Origin of the sequence: Pseudomonas sp. Os17, assembly GCF_001547895.1 — a bacterium.
In the GTDB taxonomy this organism is placed as follows: domain Bacteria; phylum Pseudomonadota; class Gammaproteobacteria; order Pseudomonadales; family Pseudomonadaceae; genus Aquipseudomonas.
Window position 1 is genome coordinate 3,601,178 of sequence record NZ_AP014627.1, and the last position, 24,043, is coordinate 3,625,220.

Below are 24,043 nucleotides of genomic sequence, written 5' to 3' on the forward strand. Positions count from 1 at the left end.
CACAAACCGGCAAAAACCGCAAAAATGCGCGGCACCCGGCAATGGCCCGCGTATCCACACGAGATATTCCATGAAACACACACTGCGTCTGGCGGCCCTGTCCGCCCTGTTCCTCACCTCCCTGGCCCAGGCCGCCGGCAGCATCGACATCGATGTCCACCGGGACGCCAACTGTGGCTGCTGCAAGAAGTGGATCGAGCATTTGCAGGCCAACGGCTTCAATGTCCGCGATCATGTCGAGGCCGACATGAGCCCGGTCAAGCAGCGCCTGGGCGTGGCACCGCGCCTGGGCTCCTGCCACACCGCGGTCATCGACGGCAAGTTCGTCGAGGGCCACGTACCGGCCGAGCAGGTGCTGGCCCTGCGCAAGCGCGACGACCTGCTGGGCATCGCGGCCCCCGGCATGCCCATGGGCTCCCCCGGCATGGAGATGGACGGCATGGGCGCCGAAGCCTTCCAGATCATCGGCCTGACCCGCGACGGCCGTGATGTGCTGGTGGCGGACTACCCGGCCCGTTGATCCTCGGCGCCTACCTCGGGCTGTTCCTGGCGGCCTTCGCCGCCGCCACCCTGCTGCCCCTGCAATCGGAAGCCCTGCTGGTGGGCCTGCTGCACAACGACCAACTGAGCGTGCTCGGGCTGTGGCTGGTGGCGACCCTGGGCAATGTCCTGGGCTCCCTGGTCAACTGGTGGCTGGGACGCCGCCTGGAGCAGTACAAGGAGCGCCGCTGGTTCCCGGTCGGCCCGCGGCATCTGGAGCGGGCCCGCCAGCACTACCAGCGCTACGGCCACTGGTCGCTGCTGCTGAGCTGGATGCCTCTGATCGGCGACCCGCTGACCCTGGTGGCCGGCGTCATGGGCGAGCCCCTCAAGCGTTTCCTGCTGCTGGTCAGTCTGGCCAAGGGCGCGCGCTACGCCGTATTGGTGTGGCTGACCCTGGGCTGGCTGACCGGCCCGGGCGCCTGACTGACACCCGTAGTGGGCTGGCCAGCCAGGGTACCGCCAGGACCATGCGCCTCCTGGGACCTGCTCGCCGAGCAGCCGACGCCAGCGAAATCTGCGTGCGCGGGGCGGCGGATCTGCGCCATGATCGGCAGCCTCAGCAGGCCCCGCCGGGCCGCTTGATCCGCCCCCCGAATCAGGAGCCCGTACATGACGCTGCAGATTGCGGTAATCGACGATTGGCAAGACGTGGCCCGCGAGGTGGTCGACTGGTCGGTGCTGCAGTGCATCGGCCAGGTCAGCTTCCTGCATGACTACCCTGGCGAGCGCGAGCTTCTGGTGCAGCGCCTGCTGCCGTACCAGGTGATCTGCGTGATGCGCGAGCGCACCCTGTTCGACGCCGATCTGCTGCAACGCCTGCCCCAACTCAAGTTGCTGCTGACCGGCGGCATGCGCAACGCCGCCATCGACCTTGAAGCCGCCAAGGCCCTGGGGATCCAGGTCTGCGGCAGCGACAGCTACCGGCAGGCCGCCCCGGAACTGACCTGGGCCCTGCTCATGGCCCTGACCCGCAACCTGCTCAACGAGGCCAATGCCCTGCGTGCCGGCCACTGGCAACAGGGCCTGGGCGGCGATCTGTACGGCAAGACCCTGGGCCTGCTCGGCCTGGGCAACATCGGCCAGCGGGTGGCGCAGTTCGGTCAGGTGTTCGGCATGCGGGTGATTGCCTGGAGCGAGAACCTCAGCGCCGAGCGCGCGGCCGCCGCGGGGGTGATCTACGTCAGCAAGCAGGCCCTGTTCGAACAGGCCGATGTGCTCTCGGTGCACCTGGTGCTCAGTGAACGCAGCCGCCACCTGGTGGACGCCCAAGCCCTGGCCTGGATGAAGCCCGATGCCCTGCTGGTCAACACCGCCCGGGGGCCGATCGTCGACGAGGCGGCGTTGATCGCCGCCCTGGAACAGGGCCGGCTGGCCGGAGCCGCCCTCGACGTGTTCGCCGAAGAGCCCTTGCCCGCCGGGCATCCGTTCCGGCACCTGCCCAATGTCCTGGCCACGCCTCATATCGGGTATGTCACTGAGCAGAACTACCGACTGTTCTTCAGCCAGATGATCGAGGACCTGCAGGCCTGGCACGCCGGCCGGCCGATCCGTCTGCTCAACTGACCCGCCGCCTCCCCGGCCCATTTTCGGGCAGCGCGCCCCAGGCCCTGCACCAGCGGCTGGCAGGGCCTCACCGTTTTCGCGCCGAGGGCTGCACGGCCACGCTCGCCGACGGTGCAGCCACGACCTTTCGTCGGGAGATCTCCTGGCTCCCGCCAGCCCTCCGGGGGAAAAACCCGGGGCCCACGGCGACGCTCTAGGTTCTGTCCTAGACTGAATTTCGCCCCGTGACCGGTCGGTCACTTTGACACTGAAAAAGTCGAAACTTTTCGCTTCGGCCCAGGGTCAGGTTAAAGGTAGGGCCGCTGCCACTGGTGCATTCCTTGCAGCGGCTGATCCACCCTTTCTGCTTCAGCGCTCGAGCAGCTCAGGCTGATCGATGTGTGGCGCGTTTGCGCCCGGCCACAGGAATTGGCCGACAGCACTTCAATAAAAACGGGAGAGACCTATGATCAGCGCCGTATTGAATACTCAGGGAGAGCATCCTCAACCGCAGGCCGGTGAACGCACCGCCCAGCCGACTTCGGGGAGCAAGACGGTGCTGCCGCTGGCCCGGCACAATCCCAACCGCAAGCGGGTGCTGTTCGTCACTTCGGAAATCGCCGATCTGGTCAAGACCGGCGGCCTGGGCGATGTCTCCGCGGCCCTGCCCCGAGCCATGGCCCACCTGCACGATGTGCGGGTGCTGATCCCCGGCTACCCCCAGGTGCTGCACAGCGAGAACCCCATTCACATCATCGGCGAGCTGGGCGGCCACGCGGCGCTGCCGGCGTGCAAGATCGGGCGCATGGACATGCCCGACGGCCTGGTGATCTACGTGCTGATCTGCCCGGAGCTCTATGAGCGCGAAGGCACGCCCTACGGCGCCAACAATGGCCGCGACTGGCCCGACAACCATATTCGCTTCGCCCGCCTGGGACTGGCCGCCGCCGATATCGCCGCCAACCTGGCGCAGATCCACTGGTGCCCCGATCTGGTGCACGCCCACGACTGGCCCGCCGGCCTGGCCCCGGCCTACATGCACTGGCGCGGACAACGCACGCCGACCCTGTTCACCATCCACAACCTAGCCTACCAGGGCGTGGTCAGCCTGGCCTCCTGCCCGGAGCTGGGCATTCCCGAACACGCCCTGCAACAGGAAGGCATGGAGTTCTACGGCAAGCTGTCGTTCCTCAAGGCCGGCATGGCCTACGCCAGTCACATCACCACGGTCAGCGCCACCTATGCCCAGGAAATCACCACCCCGGCCTTCGGTTGCGGGCTGGACGGCTTCCTTGCCAGCAAGACCCAGCAGGGCCTGCTCAGCGGCATTCCCAACGGCATCGACGAGAGCTGGGACGCCGCCACCGACAGCCATCTGTTCCGCCCCTTCAGCATCGGCGACTGGGAAGGCAAGGCGGCCAATGCCGCCTATGTGCGGCAGATGTTCGGCCTCGACCCCAGCAACGGCCCGTTGTTCGCGGTGGTCTCGCGGCTGGTCTACCAGAAGGGCCTGGACCTCACCGAGGCGGTGGCCGAGTTCATCGTGCAAGCAGGTGGCCAGATCGCCATCATCGGCCGCGGCGAACCGGAAGAGGAGCAATCCATGCGCGCCCTGGCCCGGCGCTTCCCCGGGCGCATCGGGGTGCATATCGGCTTCAACGAAACCGACGCCCGGCGCATGTTCGCCGGCAGCGACTTCCTGCTCATGCCCTCGCGCTACGAGCCCTGCGGCCTGAGCCAGATGTACGCCCAGCGTTTCGGCTCGCTGCCGGTGGCGCGCAACACCGGCGGCCTGGCGGACACCATCGACAATGGCGTCACCGGGTTCCTCTTCGACGAATCCACGGTCCCCAGCTACCAGGAGGCCCTGACCCGGGCGTTCAAGGTGTTCGCCTACCCGGCGCTGCTCAACGCCATGCGCTGCCGGGCCATGGCGGCGCCGTTCAACTGGTGCAAGGCGGTGGAACCCTACGCCGAGCTCTATGAGCAGTTGGTGGCCAAGGCCCTGGGGCAGGCCGTGAGGCCGTAGGGGCCGGGCACCATGTCACTCAGCCCCCCCGCGAGCCACGGCGCGGTTGTCCTGGACGCTGCGCGCACCCGCTTCGCCCTCTGGGCCCCGGACGCGCGCAGCGTCAGTCTCGAACTCGACCAGGGCCGGTCGCTGCCCATGCAGGCCGAGGCCGATGGCTGGTTCGTGCTCCAGGCGCCCTGTCCTCCGGGCAGCCGCTACCGCTTCAAGATCGACCAACAGCTGCTGGTGCCGGACCCGGCGTCCCGGGCCCAGGACGGCGACATCCACGGCCCGAGCCTGGTGGTCGCCGCCGACGCCTATCCATGGCAGCACCCGGCCTGGGCTGGTCGGCCCTGGCACGAGGCGGTGATCTACGAGCTGCATGTGGGCGTCATGGGCGGCTACCAGGCGGTGCAACAGGCCTTGCCGGGCCTGGTGGAACTGGGGGTGACCGCCATCGAGCTGATGCCCCTGGCGGAGTTCCCCGGCGCGCGCAACTGGGGTTACGACGGGGTTCTGCCCTATGCGCCGGAAGCCTCCTACGGCCCGCCCGAAGCGCTCAAGGCGCTGATCGACTGCGCCCACGGCCTGGGCCTGGCGGTCATTCTCGACGTGGTCTACAACCACTTCGGCCCCGACGGCAACTACCTGCCGCACTACGCCAAGGGCTTCTTTCGCCAGGACCTGCACACGCCCTGGGGCGCGGCCATCGACTTTCGCCGCCGCCCGGTACGCGACTTCTTTATCGACAACGCGCTGATGTGGCTCCTGGAATACCGCTTCGACGGCCTGCGCCTGGATGCGGTGCACGCCATCGACGACCCGGACTTTCTCCTCGAACTGGCCCGGCGGGTACGCCAGGCCGTGCCTCCCGAGCGCCATGTGTGGCTCAACCTGGAGAACGAACGCAATCAGGCCAGCCTGCTGCAACAGGGCTTCGATGCCCAGTGGAACGATGATGGCCACAACGCCCTGCACGTGCTGCTGACCGGCGAAACCGAGGCCTACTACGCCGACTTCGCCGACGACCCGACCACGCAACTGGCCCGCTGCCTGAGCCAGGGCTTCGCCTTCCAGGGCCATGTCGACCGCCACGGCAAGGCCCGGGGCGAACCCAGCGGCCACCTGCCCCCCAGCGCTTTCGTGCTGTTCCTGCAGAACCACGACCAGATCGGCAACCGGGCCTTCGGCGAGCGCCTCAACCAGCTGGCACCGCCCCAGGCCCTGCACGCCGCAACCGCGCTGTTGCTGCTGTCCCCGATGATTCCGCTGCTGTTCATGGGCGACGAGGTCGCCGCCGAGGAACCCTTCCTGTTCTTCACCAGTCATCAGGGACCACTGGCCGAGGCGGTGCGCGAGGGCCGGCGCAACGAGTTCGCCGCCTTCAGGGCCTTTGCCGATGCCCGGCAGCGCCAGCGCATCCCCGACCCCAATGCCCTTTCGACCTTCCAGGCCTCGCGGCCGCAGCCGCGCTCCGACCAGGCCGCCGCGACCCGGGCGCTGTACCAGAGCCTGCTGCAGATCCGCCACCGCCAGTTGCTCCCGCGCCTGCCCGCCGCCCAGGCCCTGGGCACGCGGGTGCTGGCCGAGGGCGCCCTCAGCGCGCACTGGCGCCTGGGGGATGGCAGCCGCCTGCGCATCGACCTCAACCTGAGCCCGCACCGGGTCGAGCTGGCGCCCGAGCCTCCGGGGCAACTCTGGTTCGAACACCCGCCCCACAGCCTCGACCACTGGCGCCAAGGCTGGCTGCCGGCCTTCAGCGTGGTGGTCCAGCTGGACGACATACATGCCCCGACAGCCCCTGATGGAGAACGCCTATGAGCGATGCGCAACTGGAACTGCTGGCCAGCCGCGCCGGCCTGGCCGTGGATTGGATCGATGCCAACGGCCGTGGGCAGAAGGTCGAGCCCCGGGTCCTGCGGGCAGTGCTGGCGGGCCTGGGCCACCCTGCCGACAACGACCAGGAAATCCGGCACAGCCTGCAGCAACTGGAGGAACTGCAACACAGTCGCCACCTGCCGCCGCTGCTCACTGTCGACGTCGGCCAGGGGCTGGATCTGGCCCGCTACTTTCCGGCGCACACGGTCTGCGCCATCCAGCTGGAAGACGGCAACCCGCTGTCCCTGTCCCTGGATCAGGCCAGCGTGCTGCCCGGCGTGCTGCCCGTGGGCTACCACGGGATACAGGTGAACGACGAACACTTCGTCCTCGCCGTGGCCCCCGAACGCTGCTACAGCGTGGCCGACGCCGTGGACCAGGCCACGCCCCGCGCCTGGGGCCTGACGGTGCAGCTGTATGCCCTGCGGCGTCCCGGGGATGGCGGCTTTGGCGATACCCAGGCCCTGGAGGATCTGGCCCGCCAGGCCGCCGAGCGCGGTGCCGACGCCCTGGCCATCAGCCCGCTGCACGCCATGTTCGCCGCCGATCCTCAGCGCTACAGCCCCTACTCGCCTTCCAGCCGGCTGTTTCTCAACAGTCTGTACGCCGCGCCGGCGGCCATTCTCGGGGACCGGGCCTGGCGCACCGCCATCCAGTCCTGCGGGGTCGGCGAACAGTTGCAGGCCCTGGAGCATGAGCCGCTGATCGACTGGCCCCAGGCCGCCAAGGCCAAGCAGTTGGCATTGCGGGCCCTGTATGCGGGCTTCTGTCACGGCCAGCACCCACTGCACGAGGACTTCGCCAGCTATCGCCGGGCCGCCGGCGAAGCCCTGGAAAACCACTGCCGCTTCGAAGCCATCCAGGCCCAGCGGGCGGCCCGTGGCGAAGACCTGGACTGGCGCCACTGGCCAGAACAATGGCGCAACCCGGCCAGCCCGGCCCTGGCCCGCTTTGCCCAGGAGCAGGCCGAGGAAATCGGCTTTCATGCCTTCTGCCAGTGGCTGATTGCCCGCGGCCTGGAACGGGCCCAGAGCGCGGCCCGCAGCGGCGGCATGGGCATCGGCCTGATCGCCGACCTGGCGGTGGGCGCCGACGGCGGCGGCAGCCAGGCCTGGAGCCGCCAGGAGCAACTGCTGGCATCCCTGACCGTGGGCGCGCCACCGGACGTGCTCAATCGCCAGGGCCAGGGCTGGGGCATCTGCGCCTTCTCCCCCGAAGGCCTGCAGCGCCATGGCTTTCGTGCCTTTATCGAAATGCTGCGGGCCAACTTCGCCCACGCCGGCGGCCTGCGCATCGACCATGTCATGGGCCTGCAACGCCTGTGGGTGATTCCCCTGGGCGCGCCGCCCAGCGACGGCGCCTACCTCAATTACCCGGTGGACGACCTGCTGCGCCTGCTGACCCTGGAGTCCCACCGCCATCAGGCCATCGTTCTCGGCGAAGACCTGGGCACGGTGCCCGACGGCCTGCGGGACAAGCTCGCCGCCCGGGCCATGCTCGGCATGCGCGTGCTGCTGTTCGAACAGGACCACGGCTGCCACTTCAGGCCGATCCTCGACTGGCCGGACAACGCCCTGGCCACCACCAGCACCCACGACCTGCCGACCCTCAATGGCTGGTGGCAGGGCCGCGACATCGACTGGAACCTGCGCCTGGGCATGGTGGACGAACACGGCGCCCGGCAATGGGCCGAACACCGCCAGCGCGAGCGTGACGGCCTGCGCCAGGCCCTGGCCCGGGACCCGCAGAACTTTCGCCAGGACTGCCAGGAAACCGAGCAGGTGATCGACGCTGCCGTGCGCTTTCTCGGCCATACCCGGGCGCCACTGGTGCTGCTGCCCCTGGAAGACGCCCTGGGCATCGATGAACAGGCCAACCTGCCCGGCACCCTCGACAGCCACCCCAACTGGCGCCGGCGCCTGGCCAGCGCGAGCCGCCGCCTGCTGGAGGACAGCGACGCCGCCCGGCGCCTGGAACTGCTGGCCTGCGCCCGCCAGCAAGCCCTAGAGCGTGACCGATGAACTCCAGCACCCTGCCCCAGCCCTTGCCCCTGTTGCGGGCCAGCCTGCGCCTGCAGTTCCACCGGGGGTTCAGCCTCGACGACGCCGTGCCTCTGGTGCCCTACTTCGCCCGCCTGGGCATCAGCCACCTCTATGCCTCGCCGCTGCTGTGCGCCCGGGCCGGATCGATGCACGGCTACGACGTGGTGGACCCGACCCGGGTCAACCCGGAACTGGGCGGCGAAGCGGCCCTCAGACGCCTGGTGAGCGCCTTGCGCGCCCAGGGCATGGGCCTGATCCTGGACATCGTCTCCAACCACATGGCGGTGGGCGGCAGTGACAACCCCTGGTGGCTGGACCTGTTGCAGTGGGGGCGCCTGAGCCCCTATGGCGAATTCTTCGATATCCAGTGGCACTCCCCCGACCCGCTGATGCAAGGCCAGCTGTTGGTGCCCTTTCTGGCCAGTGACTACGGCGTGGCGCTGCAGCAAGGCAGCCTGCCCTTGCAGCTGGACGAGGATCTGGCGGGCTTTCATGTGCAGCACCACGAGCATCGTTTTCCCATCTGCCCTGCCGACTACGGGGAGCTGTTGCGGATCGAATCGCCCCTGGCGCCGGCGGCCGCGGCCGAACTCAAGGCCCTGGCCGACGCCTTCGACGCCCTGCGCTTGCACGGCGATGCCCAGGCCCAGGCCCGGCCCCTGCAGCAGGCCTTGGCGCGCCTGCTGCAACAGCCGGCGCTGCGCCAAGCGGTCGCCGAGCACTTGCAAGGCTACGACGGACGTCAGCCCGAAGGCCTGAGCCGTCTGCATCAATTGCTGGAGCGCCAGAGCTACCGACTGGCCAGCTGGCGCACCGCCGCCGATGACATCAACTGGCGGCGCTTCTTCGACGTCAACGAACTGGGCGGCCTGCGGGTCGAGCGCCCGGCGGTGTTCGAGGCCACTCACGCCAAGATCTTCCAGCTGATCGAAGAAGGCCTGGTGGACGGCCTGCGCATCGACCATATCGACGGCCTGGCCGATCCCCGGGCCTACTGCCGCAAGCTGCGGCGCCGGGTCGAGCGCCTGCGCCCCGGCCAGCACCTGCCGATCTACGTCGAAAAGATCCTCGGCGCCGAAGAAACCCTGGCCCGCGACTGGCAGGTGGACGGCAGCACCGGCTACGAATTCATGAACCAGCTGTCGCTGCTGCAACAGGCCGCCACGGGCCGGCCACTGCTGGCCGAACTCTGGAGCCGGTACAGTCGGCGGCCGGCGCAGTTTGCCCGGGAGGCGCTGCTGGCCCGTCAGCAGATCCTCAACGGTTCTCTGGCCGGCGACTTTGAAAGCGTGGCCCAGGCCCTGCTGCAAGTGGCGCGCCTGGACCTGATGAGCCGCGACCTGACCCTGGGCGCCATTCGCCGGGCGCTGCAGGAACTGATCGTGCACTTCCCGGTGTATCGCACCTACATCAGCGCCCGCGGCCGCGGCCCCCAGGACCAGCGGTTCTTCCAGCAGGCCATGCAGGGGGCCCGGGCCAGCCTGGGCGAAGCCGACTGGCCGGTGCTCGATTACCTGGAGCGCTGGCTCGGCGGCCAGGGCTGGCGGCAACAGCCGGCGGGTCGCCCACGCAAACTGCTGCGCCACGCCTGCGTGCGCTTCCAGCAACTGACCTCGCCGGCGGCGGCCAAGGCGGTGGAGGACACCGCGTTCTATCGCTCGGCGGTGCTCCTGGCGCGCAATGACGTGGGCTTCGACACCGAGCAGTTCAGCGCGCCGCCCGCGGCCTTCCACAGCGCCTGCGAACAGCGCCTGGAGCGGTTCCCCGACAACCTGCTGACCAGCGCCACCCACGACCACAAGCGCGGCGAGGACAGTCGCGCGCGCCTGGCGGTGCTCAGCGAGCGCGCCGCCTGGTACGTGCGCCAGGTGCAGGCATGGCGGCCGCTGGCCGAGCCGTTGCGCCAAGGCCGCGACGGGCCATCGGCGGCGGATGAGCTGATCCTCTACCAGACCCTACTGGGCAGTTGGCCCCTGGACCTGCAGGCAGATGATCAACCGGCCCTGGCCGACTACGCCCGGCGGATCGGGCAGTGGCAACTCAAGGCCCTGCGCGAGGCCAAGCTGCACAGCAGTTGGGCCGCGCCGAACCCGGAGTACGAAGAGGCCGCGCAAGGGTTTATCGAGCGCCTGCTGTGCGCGCCCGAGGGCCTGCCCTTGCGTCGCTCGATCGCCGATGCGGTGAATGCCATCGCCCCCGCCGGCGCCCTCAACAGCCTGGCGCAAACTTTGCTGCGCATGACAGTGCCGGGGGTGCCGGATCTGTATCAGGGCAACGAGTTCTGGGACTTCAGCCTGGTGGATCCGGACAACCGCCGGCCGGTGGACTACGGGGCCCGGCAACAGGCGCTGAACCGCCTGCGCGATCCCCGCGAGTGGCTCACAGGTTGGCGCGACGGGCGCATCAAGCAAGGCCTGATCGCCCGGACCCTGGGCCTGCGCAGCCAGTACCCGGAGCTGTTCCGGCGCGGCCACTACCGGCCCTTGCCGGTGCTCGGCCAGGAGGCGGGACGGGTTCTGGCCTTCATGCGTGAATACCGGGAACAACGGTTGGTGGTGGTAGTGCCGTTCCGGGTCGCCGCGCTGCTGGAGGACAGCGCAGTGCCCAAGGTCGATGCACAACGATGGGGCGATACCCGGGTGCAACTACCGTTCACCGCCTCGCGCCGCAACCTGAATGGACTTTTTTCAACCGGAGCAGTCACACCCCATAAGGAGTTGCTGATCAGTGCCGTATTGCAAGACTTTCCGCTCAATCTTTTGATTCAACATTGAATCCAGTCCAGGAGCATTGCGATGAGTACCGACGACAAACGCATTCGTGAATTCGCCTATCAGATCTGGGAATCGGAAGGCAAACCCCAGGGCCAGGAAGCCCGGCACTGGGACATGGCGCGCAAGCTGGCCGAAGCCGAAGCCCTGGCGCCGCCGCCCCCGGCCAAGGTCGCCAAGCCCAGGACCCGCACCGCCGCCGCCAAGCCCAAGGGCAAGCCGGCCGCCGCCGTGGTCCTGCCTCCGGGCGAGAAGCCGGCGCCGAAGAAACCCCGGGGCCCGCGCAAGCCGCCCGCCCACTGACGCCCTTCCCCACCCGTTGATCACCGCCGACCCGTGGCGCGTCATGGCGCCACAAGGGTTTGTCTCGCCCGGAAAAAACCGGAGCAACACGGGTATCAGCACTTGTCATCAGACCTGCAGGAGCAACCATGAGCCGATCCAAGCAGACTCCCGAGCACGAACCCTCGCGCATCCGTGAAGGCCTGCCCTTCCCGCTGGGCGCCACCTGGGATGGACTGGGCGTCAACTTCGCGCTGTTCTCGGCCAACGCCACCCGGGTCGAGCTGTGCCTGTTCGACGCCACCGGCGAAGTGGAACTGGAGCGCATCGAACTGCCGGAATACACCGACGAGATCTTCCACGGCTACCTGCCCGATGCCCACCCCGGGCTGATCTACGGCTACCGGGTGTACGGCCCCTACGACCCGGCCAACGGCCACCGCTTCAACCCCAACAAACTGCTGATCGACCCCTATGCCAAGCAACTGGTGGGGGAACTGAAATGGTCCGAGGCGCTGTTCGGCTACACCATCGGCCACCCGGATGCCGACCTGAGCTTCGATGAGCGTGACAGCGCGCCCTTCGTGCCCAAGTGCAAGGTCATCGATCCGGCCCACACCTGGGGCCACGACCAGCAGATCAACGTGCCCTGGGACAAGACGGTCATCTACGAGACCCACGTGCGCGGCTTCACCATGCGCCATCCCGCGGTGCCGGAAAACCTGCGGGGCAGCTTTGCCGGGCTGATGGTCGACGACGTGCTGGAGCACATTCGCAAGCTGGGGGTGTCGTCGGTGGAGCTGTTGCCGATCCACGCCTTCGTCAACGATCAGCACCTGCTGCACAAGGGCATGACCAATTACTGGGGCTACAACAGCATCGCCTTCTTCGCCCCGGACCCACGCTACCTGGCCAGCGGCAAGATCGCCGAATTCAAGGAAATGGTCGCGCACCTGCACGAAGCCGGGCTGGAGGTGCTGCTGGACGTGGTCTACAACCACACCGCCGAAGGCAACGAACAAGGCCCGACCCTGTCCATGCGCGGCATCGACAACGCCTCCTACTACCGCCTGATGCCCGACGACAAGCGCTTCTACATCAACGATTCCGGCACCGGCAACACCCTGGACCTGAGTCATCCCTGCGTGCTGCAGATGGTCACCGACTCCCTGCGCTACTGGGCCACGGAAATGCACGTGGACGGTTTCCGCTTCGACCTGGCGACCATCCTCGGCCGCTACCACGATGGTTTCGACGAGCGCCACAGCTTCCTCGTGGCCTGCCGCCAGGACCCGGTGCTGCGCCAGGTGAAGCTGATCGCCGAACCCTGGGACTGCGGCCCCGGCGGCTACCAGGTGGGGCGCTTTCCGCCGGGCTGGGTGGAATGGAACGACCGTTTCCGCGATACCGTGCGCGCCTTCTGGAAAGGCGACGACGGCCAGTTGGCGGACTTCGCCGGGCGCATGACCGCCTCCGGCGAGATGTTCAACCAGCGCGGCCGGCGGCCCTATGCGTCGGTCAACTTCGTCACCGCCCACGACGGCTTCACCCTGCGCGACCTGGTGTCCTACAACGACAAGCACAACCAGGCCAACGACGAGAACAACCAGGACGGCAGCGACAACAACCTGTCCTGGAACCATGGCGTCGAAGGCCCCACCGACGACCCCGAGATCAACGCCCTGCGCCTGCGCCAGATGCGCAACTTCTTCGCCACCCTGCTGCTGGCCCAGGGCACGCCGATGCTGGTGGCCGGCGACGAATTCGCCCGCACCCAGCACGGCAACAACAACGCCTACTGCCAGGACAGCGAGATCGGCTGGGTCAACTGGGAGCTGGACGCCGACGGCAAGGCGCTGCTCAAGTTCGTCAAGCGCCTGATCAAGCTGCGCCTGAACTACCCGATCCTGCGGCGCGGGCGCTTCCTGGTCGGCAGCTACAACGAGGACCTCGGGGTCAAGGACGTCACCTGGCTGGCCCCGGACGGCAACGAGATGAGCACCGAACAATGGCAAGACCCCCACGGCCGTTGCCTGGGCATGCTGCTGGACGGCCGCGCCCAGGAAACCGGGATCCTGCGCCCCGGGGCCGACGCCACGGTGCTGCTGGTGGTCAATGCCCATCACGACATCGTCAATTTCCGCCTGCCCGAGGTGCCGGCCGGCGAGTTCTGGAGCTGCATGCTCGACACCAACCAGCCGGCGGTGCGCGGCCAGGAGCGCTTCGCCTTCGGCCACAGCTACTCGGTGACCGGGCGTTCGCTGCTGCTGTTCGAGTTGCAGCATGAGGAAGAAGACTGAAATGGACCTGCAAGCCTTCCTGCGCCATTACCCCGACCTGGGGCACGCCGATGCCCCGGCGCTGGGCCTGTGCCTGGAGGCTCTGGTGGCCGCCGGCCTGGATCGCCTGCCGCGGCCGGCGAGCGGTGCCACCCTGCAGCGTTGGCAGGCCCTGGCCCGGGTCGCCGGACATGACCTGGGCCTGTGCAAGCTCTACGAGGGACACACCGATGCCCTGGCGATCATGCAAGAGCTGGACTGCACCGTCGCCCCCGGCACCACCTGGGGCACCTGGGCCGCCGAACCGCCCCGGGCCCGGGTTCAGGCCGACGCCGACGGCCCGCACTGCCGCTTGCGCGGGACCAAGGCCTGGTGCTCGGGAGCCGCGGTGCTCAGCCATGCCCTGCTCACCGCCTGGGACAGCGCGGGGCGCCAGCGCCTGGTGGCGGTGGCCCTGGACCAGCCCGGGGTGCAGGTCGAGCGCGGCGGCTGGCAGGCGGTGGGCATGGCCAATACCGACAGCCGGCAGGTGCAGTTCGACCAGGCACGGGGCCATTGGGTCGGCGGGCCGGACGACTACCTGCAGCGCCCGGGTTTCTGGCAGGGCGCCATGGGCATCGCCGCCTGCTGGCTGGGCGCGGCCCAGGCCATCGCCCTGCCGCTGCGCGAACACTGCGCCAAGCACGACGAGCCCCACGCCCAGGCGCATCTGGGGGCGGTGGACAGCGCCCTGCATCAGGCCGCCTGCGTCCTGCGCCACAGTGCCCGGCAGCTGGACCAGGCCCCCGACGCCGATTGCCAACTGCTGGCCCGGCGCACCCGGGCCGTGACCGAAGCCAGCGTCGACAGCCTGCTGCGGCATGTCGGTCGGGCCCTGGGCGCGGGCCCCTATTGCCTGGACCGGCACTTCGCCCGGCTGCTGGCCGACCTGCCGGTGTTTATCCGCCAGAGCCATGCCGAACGCGACCTGGCCCAGCTCGGCCAACAGTTGGCCGGCGAAGCCGCTGCGGCGGACCGGGGAGGATGGTGCCTGTGAAAGCCAATCCGATTGTCGGCCGTGGCACTTCACTGAAGGCCTGGCAGGCCTCCTCGCACCTGCGGGCGATGGCCTGCGTGGATATCCAGACCCTGGTTGCGCCCGGTTCGCGGGCGGTGATCGTGGCCCCGCACCCGGACGACGAAATCCTCGGGTGCGGCGGCCTCCTGCAATTGCTGGCGGCCGCGGGACGGGAACTGTTGCTGATTTCGGTCACCGATGGCAGCGCCAGCCATCCCGGCTCACCGCGCTGGCCCATCGAGCGCCTGAGCCTGGTGCGGCCCCAGGAGTCCGCCGAAGGCCTGCGCCGCCTGGACCTGCCACTGGCGCGGATCACATGGCTGCGCGGCGGCTTCCAGGACAGCCGCGTAGCCCGGGACGAAGCGGCCCTGGCGCGCTACATCCAGGCGTGCCTGCGGCCGGACGATGTGCTGTTCAGCACCTGGTGCGAGGACGGCCACTGCGACCACGAGGCCGTGGGCCGGGCCAGCGCCCTGGCCGCCCGGGCCGCGGGTGCGCGCCTCAGGGAGCTACCCATCTGGGGCTGGCACTGGGCCGACCCCGAGGGCCGCCAGTTGCCCTGGGAGCGCGCCCGCAAGGTGCTGCTCAGCCCCGCCCAGGTGGCACGCAAGCGTCACGCCATCCAGGCCTTCGCCAGCCAGCTGGAGGGCGACCCGGACATTGGCCTGGCACCGGTACTGGCGCCACACATCATCGAGCGTCTGCTGCAACCCTTCGAGGTGGTATTCCTATGAGCGTCGACAGTCACTATTTCGAAGGGCTGTTCGCCCGGGACCAGGACCCCTGGGCCTTTCGCCGACGCTGGTACGAACAGCGCAAGCGCGCCATCACCCTGGCCAGCCTGCCGCGGCGCCATTACCGGAGCATTTTCGAACCCGGATGCGCCAACGGCGAACTCAGCGCCGAACTGGCGACCCGCTGCGACAGCCTGCTGTGCTGCGACACCGCACAGACTGCGGTCAGCCTGGCCCGGCAACGCCTGCGTTCGATGCCCCAGGCCCGGGTGGAATGCGCGCGCCTGCCCGAGGACTGGCCCGACGGTCCCTTCGAGCTGATTGTCATCAGCGAGCTTGGCTACTACCTGGACCCTGGGGATCTGGCGCGCCTGGTGACGCGGGCCCTGGGCTCCCTGGCCGCCGACGGTCAGTTGCTGGCCTGTCATTGGCGTCCGCCCATCGCCGGCTGTCCCCTGGAGGGCGGGCAAGTGCATGCAATGCTCCACCGGCAGTTGCAGCTGCCACGCCTGCTGGAACATCAGGATGCGGATTTTCTCCTCGACCTCTGGGGCCGCGACGCGGATTCGGTCGCGACCCTGGAGGGCCTGCGATGATCGGAGTGGTGATTCCCGCCCATAACGAAGAGCAACTGCTGGCCGACTGCCTGCAATGCGCCCTGACAGCCGCCAGCCACCCCGACCTGAAGGAGGACGTGCTGATCCTGGTGGTGCTCGACAGCTGTTCCGACCGCTCCCTGAGCATCGCCCGCCAGTACGCCGTCCAGCACCTGCAATTGCAGGTGCGCAATGTCGGACGGGCGCGCGCCGCCGGCGCGCAATGGCTGCTGCAGGCCGGGGCACGCTGGCTGTCGTGCACCGACGCCGACAGCCGGGTGCCCGCGGACTGGCTGGTGGCCCAGCTGGCCCAGGGCACCGACGCCGTCTGCGGCACGGTCACCGTCGACAGCTGGAGCGAAGGCTTCGCGCCCCAGGCCCAGGCCCGCTACCACGATGCCTACCAGAGCGCCGATGAGCATCGGCATGTCCATGGCGCCAACCTGGGCATCAGCGCCGCGGCCTATGTTCGCGCCGGCGGTTTCGAAGCCCTGGCGTGTCACGAGGACGTGCAACTGGTGCGACAGCTGCAGCGCAGCGGCGCCAGCATCGCCTGGAGCCGACACCCGCAGGTGATTACCAGCGGGCGCCTGGACAGCCGGGCCCGGGGCGGCTTTGGCGATTACCTGCAAAGCCTGGTCGAACCTTGAAGGGCGAGGAAGTAGCGCACGACTTTCGTCTTGTGGCCTCCCCCGGGGAGCAATTGCCGTCTACCCTGTGACAGGGTTCGTAATGCTCGAACAAAGCTTGGCCCGCCCCTGCGTGGACGGTTCCAGGCTGTGTATGATGAGCCCCGCATCGCGGCGCCCCAAAGGGATGGAGCGCCGGTACTTCACGCTGAGGCGGATGCCGGAATCAGCGTGCGGACAAACCCAGGGGCGCGGCTCGACGGTGGTTCCACCGCCCAGGCCGCGACCCGACAAACAGGGACGTGACACCTCATGAAAGCCATACCCGCAGTAGACAGCAGCTGGTCCAGCCAGATATGGAACTCCGCCCGCCGACTGGCCGAGGTCCCGGCCATCAACCTGGCCAGCCTGGTTCCGCCAGGTTCACGGGCGGTGATCGTCGCCCCCCACCCCGGTGACGAGGTGGTCGCCAGCGGCGGACTGCTGCAAGTGCTGGCCCACCACGGCCACCCTTTGCAGTTGATCTCCATCAGCGACGGCAGCGCCAGCCACCCGGGCTCGGAACGCTGGCCCAAGCGCCGCCTCAGCGTGTTCCGCCCCCAGGAAAGCGCCGAGGCCCTGCGTCGCCTGGGCTTGCCGCTGCACAGCCTGAAGTGGATTCGCGGCGGCTTTGCCGACAACGCCCTGAGCGAGCGCGAGCAGCAACTGGTGCCCTTCATCAGCCGCTACCTGCGCGACAGCGACGTGGTGTTCAGCACCTGGCGCGCCGACGGCAACCTCGATCACGAAGCGGTGGGCCGGGCGACGGCCAAGGCGACGGCCCTGGTGGGCGCACGCTTCTACGAAATTCCGCTGTGGGCCTGGCACTGGCCGTCGCGGGAGGAGCATCAGATCCCCTGGCAGCGGGCCCGCAAGCTGCGCCTGGACACCTGGACCGTGGCCCGCAAGCGGCATGCTGCCCACGCCTATGCCAGCCAGCTGCAGGGCGAGCCGGAGATCGGCCTGGAGCCGGCGCTGTCTCCGGTGCTGCTGGAGCGCTTGCGCCTGCCCTACGAGATCATCCTGATGTAGACCGGGGCCGATGCACATTCAGCTGAACGCGAGCGCCTGCCGTCAGTCCCATCAGTAACCGCCACGGAAACACAGGAGCCCGCGTGAGCATCGATTGCCCCCCTCAGCCCGACCCACCAGGCATCAGCCGCCTGCGGGTGCTGACCGTCAATACTCACAAGGGCTTCACCGCCCTCAACCGGCGCTTCATTCTTCCGGAGCTGCGCGAGGCGGTACGCAGCACCCGGGCCGATCTGGTGTTTCTCCAGGAAGTGCTGGGGGAGCATGAGCGCCACGCCTCACGCCTGAACAACTGGCCCGAGCAGTCGCAATACGAATTTCTCGCCGACAGCATGTGGAGCGATTACGCCTACGGGCGCAATGCGGTGTACCCCGACGGCCATCACGGCAACGCCCTGCTGTCGAAGTTTCCCATCCGCCAGTACCGCAACCTTGATGTCTCCATCACCGGTCCCGAACGCCGGGGCCTGCTGCACTGCGTACTGGATGTGCCGGGCCACGCCGAAGTGCACGCCATCTGCGTGCACCTGAGCCTGCTGGAGAGCCATCGGCAACAGCAACTGGCCCTGCTGTGCCAGTTGCTCGAATCCCTGCCCGCCGAGGCGCCGGTGATCATCGCCGGCGACTTCAACGACTGGCAGATGCACGGCAATGTCACCCTGGGGCGACGGGACGACCTGCACGAAGCCTTCGAGCGCCATCACGGCCGCCCGGCCAAGACTTACCCGGCCCGCTGGCCGTTGCTGCGCCTGGACCGCATCTACCTGCGCAACGCCAGCAGCCATCGACCGCAGATTCTCGGCAACAAACCCTGGACCCACCTCTCCGACCACCTGCCCCTGGCGGTGGAAGTGCACCTCTAGCCGAGGCTCGCTGCCCGGCCCGCCAGGGGTGCGCGGGCAACCGCCGCAGGTGCGGGCCGGCCAGCGACGGCGTGCACCGTGGCCGCACCGGGCGCCGCGCACGGTTCGCCGGCAGCTGGCTTCTACGGGGCATCGCCACGGTCGGGGCGCAGCACCAGGACCGCCAGGGGCGGCAGGTTGAGCACCAGGGACAGGGCCTGGCCATGACTGCCCTGCTCTTGGCTGAACGCCTCGCCGCCGTTGCCGTAGTTGGAGCCGGCATACACCTGCGAATCACTGTTGAGCAGTTCGCTCCAGCGCCCGGCCAGGGGCACCCCAACCCGATAGGCCTGGCGCGGCACCGGGGTGAAGTTGGCCACCACCAGCAACGGCTCGCCGCTGCGGCTCCAGCGCAACCAGGCGTACACGCTGTTGATCGCGTCATCGCCGATCAGCCATTGGAAGCCCTGGGGCACGTCGTCCTGGTCATGCAGTGCCGGGTACTGGCGATACAGCTGGTTGAGGTCCGTCACCAGCTTTTGCACCCCGCGGTGCTCGGGGTATTGCAGCAGGTACCAGTCCAGTTGCTGATCGTGGTTCCACTCGCGCCACTGGCCGAACTCGCAGCCCATGAACAGCAGCTTCTTGCCCGGATGGGTCCACATGAAGCTCAGGTAGGCCCGCAGGTTGGCGAACTTCTGCCAGCGATCGCCGGGCATCTTGTCGATCAGCGAATGCTTGCCGTGCACCACCTCGTCGTGGGAGATCGGCAGGATGAAGCGTTCTGACCAGGCATACACCAGGCCGAAACTCAGCTCGTTGTGGTGATGGGCGCGGTACACCGGGTCCTGCTGGATGTAATGCAGCGAGTCGTGCATCCAGCCCATGTTCCATTTGTAGGCAAAGCCCAGGCCGCCCTGGTCGGTGGGCCGGCTGACCCCGGGCCAGGCCGTGGACTCTTCGGCGATCACCAGGGCCCCTGGCGCTTCCAGGGCCACCACGTCGTTGAGGTGGCGCAGAAAGTCGATGGCCTCCAGGTTCTCGCGACCGCCATGGCGGTTGGGCACCCACTCCCCGGCCTTGCGCGAATAGTCGCGGTAGAGCATCGAGGCCACGGCGTCCACCCGCAGGCCGTCGACGTGGAAATGCTTGAGCCAGTGCAGCGCCGAAGCCAGCATGAAACCGTGCACTTCGGTGCGCCCGAGGTTGTAGATCAGGGTGTCCCAGTCCTGATGGAAGCCTTCCAGGGGATTGCCGTATTCATACAGCGCAGTGCCGTCAAATTGCGCCAGGCCGTGGGCATCGGTGGGAAAATGCGCCGGCACCCAATCGAGGATCACCCCGAGCTGCGCCCGGTGGCAGGCATCGACAAAGGCGGCGAAATCCCGCGGGCTGCCATAGCGGGCGCTGGGGGCGAACTGCGACAACGGCTGGTAGCCCCAGGAGCCGCCAAAGGGATGCTCCATGATCGGCATCAGTTCGATATGGGTGAACCCCAGGTCCTTGACGTAGGGAATCAGGCGCTCGGCCAGCTCGGCCCAGCTGTACTGGCGGGCCACCTCCCCCAGGTCGTCCACCTCGCACTGCCAGGAGCCGGCGTGCAGCTCGTAGATCGACAGTGCCGCGTCGGGCCGCTGCAGCTGGCTGCGTTGCGCCATCCACGACTGGTCCTGCCAGTCGAAATCCAGCGGTTCGGCGACCCGCGAGGCGGTCTCCGGCGGCAGTTGCGTGGCCAGGGCCATGGGATCGGCCTTGAGCGGCAGGATGCCCTGGGCCCCGAGAATCTCGTACTTGTAGGCCTCGCCGGCCTGCAGCCGCGGGATGAACAGCTCCCAGACCCCGGAAGGATGGCGCAGGCGCATCGGATGGCGGCGCCCGTCCCAGATATTGAAGTCCCCCACCACCGAGACGCGCCGGGCATTGGGCGCCCAGACCGCGAAGCGCACCCCGGCGACGCCGTCCACGCACATCACCTGGGCGCCCAGGCATGCACTCAGATCGCGGTGATTGCCTTCGGCGAACAGGTACAGGTCCATCTCCCCCAGCAACGGGCCGAAGCTGTAGGGGTCTTCGCTGACCTGCTCGCCTCCGGCCCACTGCACCCGCAGCAGATAGGCCCGGCACTCGTCGAAATGCCCGACAAACAGCCCCGGCGCCTCGGCGGCCTGCAGGCTGCCCAGCACCTGCTGCTGGTCCCGGTCCAGCACTTGCACGCTCAGTGCCCCGGGCACAAAGGCGCGGATGAACTGACCGCCCGCGCCGTCGCCGTGGGGGCCGAGAATGGCGAACGGGTCCTGATGTTCTGCCCGTACCAGGGCTTCGATGGCCTTGGCCGAGGGCAGCAATGCCGCTGTGGGCTTTCCCTGTTCCTTGTTCGAGACACTCATGACTGCTCTCCACCACGCTCAAGTTCGGAAAAAGCTTGCAGCTCACTCAACAGCCCGACCAGGCCGTGCAAGGGCACGTGGAGCCAGGTGGGCCGGTTTTGCGCTTCATAGGCCAACTCATAGGCGGCCTTCTCCAGGCTGAACAGGGCCAGGGCGGCATCCGCGGCGCCGGGCTCCTGCCAGCCATGGGCAAGCGTAGCCGTCGCCAGCCGATACGCCTGGACAAAGGCCTGCCGCGCCTGGTCGAGGTAACGCCGCAGCACCCGCTCCCGCGCCGCCGCGGCCGCCGGCGAGCCATCGACCACCGGCGCCTCGCGGGCCATGGCCGCGGCATAGTCGAAGGAGCGCAACACCCCGCTGACGTCCTTGTACGGGCTGTGCTTGCCCCGGCGCTCGGCCAGGGACCGCGCCGGCTCGCCCTCGAAGTCGATCAGGTAGGCGTCACCCTTGACCACCAGCACCTGGCCCAGGTGCAGATCGCCGTGGACCCGGATACGCAGGCCGCCCACCAGCTGTTTGGCCAGCTGCTGGATATGACCGAGGATCTGCGCCTTGTGCTGCAACAATCGACTCACCCACTGCCGGTCCCGGGTGCTCAGTGCACCTTGATGCTGCTTGAGCACCTGCAACCCTCGTTCCACTTGCCCGGCCACCTGCCGATTCCAGGCCTGGGTGTCCTTGAGCGTGCTCACTTGTGGTGCAAAGTCCGGGCCGCTGCCCGGGGCCGCCAGCAACAGGTGCATTTCCCCCAGGCGCCGGCCCAGCAGCCCGGCAAACTCCCGCAGTTCGCCAAGGGCGTTGTAATGCTGCTCCTGCTCGGACATGGCATCCGCCAGCTCATCGTGGATGGCCCGCTGCAGGGTGTTCTGCGTCCACTCCCAGGCGTCGCCCTGATTGCTCAGGTAGCCCTGGGCGATCATCAGCAGGTGGTCCTCGCCCTGGGCATCGCAACGCAGCACCGCACCCAGCAGGGGCGAGATATGGGCAAAGCCCGCGGCCGTGAGGAAGGCGCCCATTTCCAGCTCCGGATGCACGCCGGCGGACACCCGGCGCAGCAGCTTGAGCACCAGGCTGCCGCCCACCACCACCGAACTGTTGGACTGCTCCGCCGACAGGTAGCGCACCTCGGACTCGGCCCCCAGGCCCAGCCCATCCAGGGCCGGGCTGCCCTCGAAACGGATCGACCCGGCTTCGCTCTGCAGCCGGGTGCGGGCCTGCAGGGCCTGGAGCACGTCGCGCACGAAACTGTCGAGGGCGAAGGCATCGGTGATCAGGCCCACCTGGCGCCCACGGCGCACCCGGGCCATGGCCAGTTGCTGGGGCAAGGCACTGCCGAACTGCTCTTCACCGAGCAGGCCGAAGGGCAACTGATAGCGCTCGGACTGGCCGTCGCCGCTGACCTCGATCTCGCTGAGCAGCACCGGATGCCGAGGGTCGCCAAAGCGCACGGCGTAGGCGATGCGCAGTGCTTGCGGGGCGCTGTCCTTGCCGGCGAACCAGCGGCGCTTGGGCAGCCAGAGGGGCAGCACTTCGTGCTCCAGGGTGGTGCGCGCCGGGGCTTCGAGCAATTCTTCGAGGCGCTTTTTCAGGACCAGGGTGCAGAAGTCCGGCAGGCTCTGGGCCGGTTCCACGTGCCAGCTGGGCATCTGCTGCTCGGCGGCCAGGACGAACCAGTAAAAGCCGTAGGGCGCCAGGGTCAGCAGAAAGTGCAATTGGCCGATGGGCGGAAAGGCATTACCGCCGAGCATTTCCACCGGGACCCTGCCGGCGAACGCCGACAGGTCCAGCTCCGCGGCCTGGGCACTGCGCGAGACGTTGGCCACGCACAGGATGATTTCCTGATGGCCGTCGGCGTCGGTGTATTCCCGGGTGTAGGCCAGGATCCGCCGGTTGCTCGGCGACAGCATCTTCAGGCTGCCACGGCCAAAGGCCTTGGACTGCTTGCGCACCGCCAGCATGCGCCGGGTCCAGTTGAGCAGGGAGTGAGGATCGCCGGACTGAGTCTCGACATTGACCGACTGATAGCCATACAGCGGGTCCATGATCGGCGGCAGCACCAGGCTGGCCGGGTCGGCCCGGGAGAAGCCGCCATTGCGGTCGATGGACCACTGCATCGGCGTGCGCACGCCGTCGCGGTCCCCCAGGTAGATGTTGTCGCCCATGCCGATCTCGTCGCCGTAATACAGGGTCGGGGTGCCGGGCATCGACAGCAGCAGGCTGTTGAGCAGCTCGATGCGCCGCCGGTCGCGCTCCATCAGCGGCGCCAGGCGCCGGCGGATGCCCAGGTTGATCCGCGCCCGGCGGTCGGCGGCGTAGTAGTTCCACAGGTAGTCGCGCTCCTTGTCGGTGACCATCTCCAGGGTCAGCTCATCGTGGTTGCGCAGGAAGATCGCCCATTGGCAGTGGGCCGGGATCTCCGGGGTCTGGCGCAGGATATCGGTGATCGGGAAGCGGTCTTCCTGGGCCAGGGCCATGTACATGCGTGGCATCAGCGGGAAGTGAAAAGCCATGTGGCACTCGTCACCGTCGGCGCCGTTGACGGCCTGCCCGAAGTACAGCTGGGTGTCTTCCGGCCATTGGTTGGCCTCGGCCAGGAGCATGCGGTCCGGGTAGTGGGCATCGATCTCGGCGCGAATGCGCTTGAGCACGTCGTGGGTTTCGGGAAGGTTTTCGTTGTGAGTGCCATCGCGCTCGATCAGGTAGGGAATGGCGTCCAGGCGCAGGCCGTCGATGCCCATGTCCAGCCAGTAGCGCATGACCGAGAGCACCGCCTTCATCACCTGGGGGTTGTCGAAGTTGAGGTCCGGCTGGTGGGAATAGAAGCGGTGCCAGAAGTACTGGCCGGCCACCGGGTCCCAGGTCCAGTTGGACTTCTCGGTGTCGAGAAAGATGATCCGGGTGCCGGCGTACTTCTGGTCGTCGTCGGACCACACGTAGAAATTGCGCGCCGCCGAACCGGGCCTGGCCTTGCGCGCCCGTTGGAACCAGGGGTGCTGGTCCGAGGTGTGGTTGATCACCAGTTCGGTGATCACCCGCAGCTCGCGCTTGTGGGCCTCGGCGATAAAGCGCCGCACGTCGGCCAGGGTGCCGTAGTCGGGGCTGACCCCGCGGTATTCAGCGATGTCGTAGCCGTCGTCGCGCCGTGGCGAGGGGTAGAACGGCAACAGCCAGAGGGTGTTGACCCCCAGGTCCTTGATGTAGTCGAGCTTGGCGATCAGCCCGGGAAAGTCGCCGATTCCATCGTTGTTGGAATCGAAAAAGGACTTCACATGCACCTGGTAGATCACCGCGTCCTTGTACCAGAGCGGGTCCTTGATAAAGGTCGCGGTGCGGGGTTTCTTGGCCATGTCGGACTCCTTGAAAAAATGAATGAGCGCCG

The 24,043-nt window shown here is 68.1% G+C and carries 17 protein-coding genes; 15 read left to right on the plus strand and 2 right to left on the minus strand.

Features of this window, described 5'->3' with window-relative positions:
- Positions 1–70: 70 nt before the first annotated feature.
- The 15 genes from POS17_RS15745 to POS17_RS15815 all read left to right on the plus strand — a co-directional run bounded on the left by POS17_RS15745 (position 71) and on the right by POS17_RS15815 (position 18,298).
- Positions 71–520: a DUF411 domain-containing protein gene (locus tag POS17_RS15745; RefSeq protein WP_060839430.1), complete on the plus strand. Its 450-nt coding sequence runs from the start codon at positions 71–73 to the stop codon at positions 518–520.
- Entirely contained in the window at positions 517–966 is a 450-nt protein-coding gene (locus POS17_RS15750) for a YqaA family protein (protein WP_060839431.1), read from the plus strand. Before POS17_RS15745 ends, POS17_RS15750 begins: the two co-directional genes overlap by 4 nt.
- 186 nt (positions 967–1,152) lie before the next feature.
- Positions 1,153–2,106, plus strand: coding sequence for a D-2-hydroxyacid dehydrogenase family protein (locus tag POS17_RS15755; RefSeq protein ID WP_060839432.1), 954 nt, complete (start codon positions 1,153–1,155; stop codon positions 2,104–2,106).
- Between the two features lie 445 nt (positions 2,107–2,551).
- On the plus strand, positions 2,552–4,114 hold the full coding sequence (gene glgA, locus POS17_RS15760) for a glycogen synthase GlgA (RefSeq protein ID WP_060839433.1): 1,563 nt from the start codon (positions 2,552–2,554) through the stop codon (positions 4,112–4,114).
- A 12-nt stretch (positions 4,115–4,126) separates the two neighbouring features.
- A complete protein-coding gene (treZ, locus tag POS17_RS15765) occupies positions 4,127–5,917 on the plus strand; it encodes a malto-oligosyltrehalose trehalohydrolase (RefSeq protein WP_060839434.1) in 1,791 nt (596 codons plus the stop codon).
- The gene (malQ, locus tag POS17_RS15770) at positions 5,914–7,995 is read left to right on the plus strand and encodes a 4-alpha-glucanotransferase (protein ID WP_060839435.1); all 2,082 of its coding nucleotides are present in this window, start codon (positions 5,914–5,916) and stop codon (positions 7,993–7,995) included. Before treZ ends, malQ begins: the two co-directional genes overlap by 4 nt.
- Positions 7,992–10,790: a malto-oligosyltrehalose synthase gene (locus POS17_RS15775; protein ID WP_060839436.1), complete on the plus strand. Its 2,799-nt coding sequence runs from the start codon at positions 7,992–7,994 to the stop codon at positions 10,788–10,790. The genes malQ and POS17_RS15775 overlap by 4 nt, the downstream gene beginning before the upstream one ends.
- Before the next feature lie 21 nt (positions 10,791–10,811).
- A complete protein-coding gene (locus POS17_RS15780) occupies positions 10,812–11,090 on the plus strand; it encodes a DUF2934 domain-containing protein (protein WP_060839437.1) in 279 nt (92 codons plus the stop codon).
- A 128-nt stretch (positions 11,091–11,218) separates the two neighbouring features.
- On the plus strand, positions 11,219–13,369 hold the full coding sequence (glgX, locus tag POS17_RS15785) for a glycogen debranching protein GlgX (RefSeq protein ID WP_060839438.1): 2,151 nt from the start codon (positions 11,219–11,221) through the stop codon (positions 13,367–13,369).
- A gap of 1 nt (position 13,370) precedes the next feature.
- A complete protein-coding gene (locus POS17_RS15790) occupies positions 13,371–14,384 on the plus strand; it encodes an acyl-CoA dehydrogenase family protein (protein ID WP_060839439.1) in 1,014 nt (337 codons plus the stop codon).
- Positions 14,381–15,139 (plus strand): PIG-L deacetylase family protein, encoded by a 759-nt coding sequence (locus POS17_RS15795; RefSeq protein ID WP_060839440.1) that lies wholly within the window; start codon positions 14,381–14,383, stop codon positions 15,137–15,139. Before POS17_RS15790 ends, POS17_RS15795 begins: the two co-directional genes overlap by 4 nt.
- Positions 15,136–15,735, plus strand: a complete 600-nt coding sequence (locus tag POS17_RS15800; protein WP_060839441.1) for a class I SAM-dependent methyltransferase — start codon at positions 15,136–15,138, stop codon at positions 15,733–15,735. The genes POS17_RS15795 and POS17_RS15800 overlap by 4 nt, the downstream gene beginning before the upstream one ends.
- A complete protein-coding gene (locus tag POS17_RS15805) occupies positions 15,732–16,385 on the plus strand; it encodes a glycosyltransferase (RefSeq protein ID WP_060839442.1) in 654 nt (217 codons plus the stop codon). The genes POS17_RS15800 and POS17_RS15805 overlap by 4 nt, the downstream gene beginning before the upstream one ends.
- Before the next feature lie 291 nt (positions 16,386–16,676).
- Positions 16,677–17,435, plus strand: a complete 759-nt coding sequence (locus POS17_RS15810; RefSeq protein WP_060839443.1) for a PIG-L deacetylase family protein — start codon at positions 16,677–16,679, stop codon at positions 17,433–17,435.
- 83 nt (positions 17,436–17,518) lie between these two features.
- Complete coding sequence (locus POS17_RS15815; RefSeq protein ID WP_060839444.1) at positions 17,519–18,298, plus strand: endonuclease/exonuclease/phosphatase family protein; 780 nt, start codon at positions 17,519–17,521, stop codon at positions 18,296–18,298.
- A gap of 122 nt (positions 18,299–18,420) precedes the next feature.
- On the opposite strand, the gene glgB is transcribed toward POS17_RS15815, so the two are convergent.
- Together glgB and treS are read right to left on the minus strand one after the other, a co-directional pair.
- The gene (glgB, locus tag POS17_RS15820; protein WP_060839445.1) at positions 18,421–20,664 is read right to left on the minus strand and encodes a 1,4-alpha-glucan branching protein GlgB; all 2,244 of its coding nucleotides are present in this window, start codon (positions 20,662–20,664) and stop codon (positions 18,421–18,423) included.
- Entirely contained in the window at positions 20,661–24,011 is a 3,351-nt protein-coding gene (gene treS / locus POS17_RS15825; protein ID WP_060839446.1) for a maltose alpha-D-glucosyltransferase, read from the minus strand. The genes glgB and treS overlap by 4 nt, the downstream gene beginning before the upstream one ends.
- Between the last annotated feature and the right edge of the window lie 32 nt (positions 24,012–24,043).